This window comes from Pseudanabaena sp. 'Roaring Creek' (genome assembly GCF_001402795.1).
Classification (GTDB): Bacteria; Cyanobacteriota; Cyanobacteriia; order Pseudanabaenales; family Pseudanabaenaceae; genus Pseudanabaena.
On record NZ_LIRE01000440.1, the window covers coordinates 1 to 3,946 of the forward strand.

The following is a 3,946-nucleotide window of genomic DNA, read 5'->3' on the forward strand; positions in this document are numbered from 1 at the left end:
TATAGATAATTCAAATAAAAACTACAGCTTCGACTTCGCTCAGCTAGCTTACACCGAGGGCTGAGCGAAGTCGAAGCCCGTCTACAAGTTATTTAAAACAACTATAATTGGCGGCGCGAAGCGTCGCCAATTAATTCTTGGGTTTTATGTCCTAGTACACTTGGCGACAGCTATAAAACCAAGAAATAGCGGTACGGGGCTTTGCCCCGTACCGCTATTTCTTGACTGGGAAGGGAGTAGTAAATAGCTAGGCATAACAAAAAACCGAAACAAAACCTGTATTGATTTTGTATTGATGATTACGAATGGGTGGGCATAAATACAAAGTTTTTTGACAAACTCAAGCATAATAGATAAAGAAATAATAAGTTTTTCGATCAACTCGATACATCACCCATGTCTCTCCCTATCCGCAATGTCGCCATCATCGCCCACGTCGATCACGGCAAAACCACTCTAGTAGACGCACTCCTCAGACAGTCAGGCGCTTTTCGTGAAGGTGAAGCCCTTGTCGAATGCGTAATGGATTCCAATGACCTAGAGCGCGAGCGCGGCATTACCATCCTTTCAAAAAATACTGCCGTCAAATACAAAGATACGCTCATCAATATAGTTGACACCCCAGGACACGCTGACTTTGGTGGCGAAGTTGAGCGGGTACTTGGCATGGTCGAGGGTTGCTTGTTAATCGTTGATGCTAACGAAGGTCCTATGCCTCAAACTCGCTTTGTACTTAAAAAAGCGTTGGAAAAAGGTTTGCGTCCTCTTGTAGTCATTAATAAGATCGATCGCGAATTTGCCGATCCCCATGTTGCCGTGAGTAAAGTACTCGATCTCTTCATTGAGCTTGGCGCTGATGACGATCAATGTGATTTCCCTTACCTATTTGCTTCAGGCATGGGTGGCTTTGCCAAGGAAAAGCTCGAAGATGCCAATGTCGATATGAAGCCTCTATTTGAGTCAATCTTGCATCATGTATCGCCACCCGTTGGCAATCCTGATAAACCTTTGCAGTTGCAAGTTACCACCCTTGACTATTCCGAATATCTCGGTCGCATTGTGATCGGCAAAATCCATAACGGCACGATTACCTCTGGACAACAAGCGGCTCTAATTTCTGAAGACGGCTCGATTACTAAGGGCAAAATTACGAAGCTTTTAGGATTTGACGGGCTTAAACGGGTGGAAATGCAAACCTCTTCCGCAGGTAATATTGTTGCCGTATCAGGTTTTGCTACCGCCAATATCGGTGAAACCATTACCTGTCCTAACGAGCCTTCCGCGTTACCGATGATCAAAGTGGATGAGCCAACCTTGCAGATGACCTTCTGCGTTAATGATTCGCCCTTTGTCGGTCAAGAAGGTAAATTGGTCACCACTCGCCAAGTCCGCGATCGCCTACTCCGCGAGCTAGAAACTAATGTGGCTCTGCGAGTTCAAGAAGATCCTGAGTCCCCCGATCGCTTTGCTGTATCGGGACGCGGCGAATTGCACTTGGGAATCTTGATCGAAACCATGCGCCGTGAAGGTTATGAGTTCCAAGTTACCCAACCTCAAGTAATTTATCGGGAAATCAACGGTCAGAAGTGCGAACCCTACGAAGCACTAGTGCTAGATGTACCTGAAGATGCCGTTGGTGGTTGTATCGAACGTCTTGGGCAGCGTCGCGCTGAAATGATCGATATGCAAATGTCGGGTGGCGGTCGCTCTCAAATTGAGTTTGTCGTCCCTGCACGCGGACTGATCGGCTTCCGTGGTGACTTTATGCGCGCAACCCGTGGCGCTGGCATCATGAATCACAGTTTCTTGGATTATCGTCCCGTCGCAGGTGAAATCAGCGCTCGTCGCAATGGCGTGTTGATTTCCTTTGAAGAAGGTACTGCTACCGAGTTTTCCTTGAAAAATGCTGAAGATCGGGGCGTGTTCTTTATTAAGCCTGGCACTAAGGTATATAAGGGCATGATTATCGGTGAAAATAATCGTCCTCAAGATATGGAACTAAATGTATGTAAGAGCAAGCAGCTTACAAACATGCGGGCTGCGGGTGCCGATGACATCGTGCAATTGCAAGCACCGATCGAGATGAGTCTCGAACGCGCCTTGGAATATATTGGTCCCGATGAGATTCTAGAAGTCACACCTGAATCCATTCGGTTACGCAAGTTGACTAAGAAATTTGCCAAGCGCTAAGCTTCAGCGATTTTTATAAAGTATAGCTACCGTCAACTGTATCAGGACATAAAGCCCAAAATAGAGTTGCCTCGCTCCGCGCGGCAACTCTATTTTGGGCTTTAATTTTGTCCTAACAAAACTAGTGAGCTATATTTTATAAAGTAAAAAGGGGTGCTAAGCACCCCTTTTTACTTTATGGGTTTATATTTGCTAAACTGTTTTTACAGTTTTAAGGCTATTTCCCAGCAACTTAACCTATGCATCAAGTTGTCCTCGAATTATCTGGAAGTCGTAAGGTTCATGTTATTTCCGAACATGCTACTAAAGAGGAGGCTTTGGATCGCTACGTTAAGCTGGTAGAGGGAAATAAAGGTTCGCCAATTACGGCTAAGGGGAAGTACTCAATTCGCAAAAAGCCAGAATAGGGGAAAATTTCACTTAGTATTTTTTCACTTAGTATTTTTCCCTATTCTGGATTCTCAGCAGAGTCTTATTGTCAAGTTTCAATTCATGCACCTATCAGAATGCTATCGACTCTTAGGAGTTCCTCGCAATGCTACCTTAGATGACATTAAGGTAGCCTATCGTCGGTTGGCACGTAAGTATCATCCCGATGTCAATCAAAACGATCCTACGGCTACGGATAAATTCCGATTGGTACAGGAGGCTTACAAAATGCTCAAGGATTCCGATGAGAAGGATCTGAAGGAGATATTTTCTAAGAATGCTTCAACCAATTCTTCAACCAATTCTTCAACAAACGCTTCTACAAATGCAGTGCGATCGCCTGCTGCGCCACCACCGCCAAAAACTCCCACACCTAAAAAACCGCCTCAACCCCACCCCAAAATCAAAATCGAAGTAAAGCAGATTAACAATCAGGTCGATCCGATTAATAGCGATCCAGAGTTAAGACTCAAGTTGGATATGTTGCGGCGCGTGCAGGATTTGCTCAAGCAAAAAAAATATATTGTAGCGATCGCTGTTGTCGAAGGAATGAGCGAAAGATTTCCCAACGCACCAGAGGTAATTCATTGGAAAGCTGTGACTTACCATCGATGGAGTAGTGAGTTAATTTTGGCTGGGAAGTTACGCGAAGCCGAAATCTATCTCAATAAAGCCTTAAATACCGATCCTAAAAATCGCGAACTTATTTTTGAAGTGAAGCGCGACTTGGAGCGAGTTCAAAATCTTAAGAATGGGTAGGAGCAAATAAAAGAGGGACTTGTAAAACAAGTCCCTCTTTTATTTGGTGGTCTTAGCTTAATGGAATCGGGCAGAGTCGAACTGCCGTCCGCACTAGCGCCTAACCTCCCAGTCATTCACAGGTTTATCCAATCTAATCCTCGTGGAGGGAACCGCTATTTATCTCTAGCGATGGGAGATGCACTGATAAAGTCTTAAGCGAAAAGCCTACCAGAGAAAGCTATTCACAGCATCCGTTGAGGGGTTGAGTGGTGCATTTAACGGAGTCATACAACACTCCTCGAAACCGAAAAGTTTGGTTCTTAGGCTGCTACTGGAGCTGCTTTACGAGAGAAAGATACAATGTTGTTCGCATGTACTTGTTTGAGCCATTGATTTACGAGAGGTAGCCCGCTCTCGACCTGCATCAAGGGATAGCTTCTACTAACACGTCGAAACCCTTACGATCCCAATTCGAAAATTATAGCATATAAATAACTCGGCAAAATTAAAACCCAAAAAGAAGCTATGGCACGCGCTGCGTGCCATAGCTTCTTTTTGGGTTTTATATTTAAAGAGCCAGATGAGT

Annotated in this window: 3 protein-coding genes and 1 other RNA gene; 3 read left to right on the forward strand and 1 reads right to left on the reverse strand. The window is 44.7% G+C overall.

What is annotated here, in order from left to right:
- Positions 1-396: 396 nt before the first annotated feature.
- The 3 genes from typA (at position 397) to AC805_RS14360 (ending at position 3,378) form a co-directional block, all read left to right on the forward strand.
- Positions 397-2,190, forward strand: a complete 1,794-nt coding sequence (gene typA / locus AC805_RS14355) for a translational GTPase TypA (protein WP_055076052.1) — start codon at positions 397-399, stop codon at positions 2,188-2,190.
- A 239-nt stretch (positions 2,191-2,429) separates the two neighbouring features.
- Positions 2,430-2,597, forward strand: coding sequence for a hypothetical protein (locus AC805_RS26330; protein WP_009629298.1), 168 nt, complete (start codon positions 2,430-2,432; stop codon positions 2,595-2,597).
- A gap of 85 nt (positions 2,598-2,682) precedes the next feature.
- A complete protein-coding gene (locus tag AC805_RS14360) occupies positions 2,683-3,378 on the forward strand; it encodes a J domain-containing protein (protein WP_055076053.1) in 696 nt (231 codons plus the stop codon).
- A 58-nt stretch (positions 3,379-3,436) separates the two neighbouring features.
- On the opposite strand, the gene ssrA is transcribed toward AC805_RS14360, so the two are convergent.
- Positions 3,437-3,828, reverse strand: a transfer-messenger RNA (tmRNA) gene (ssrA, locus tag AC805_RS24770).
- Positions 3,829-3,946 lie beyond the last annotated feature (118 nt).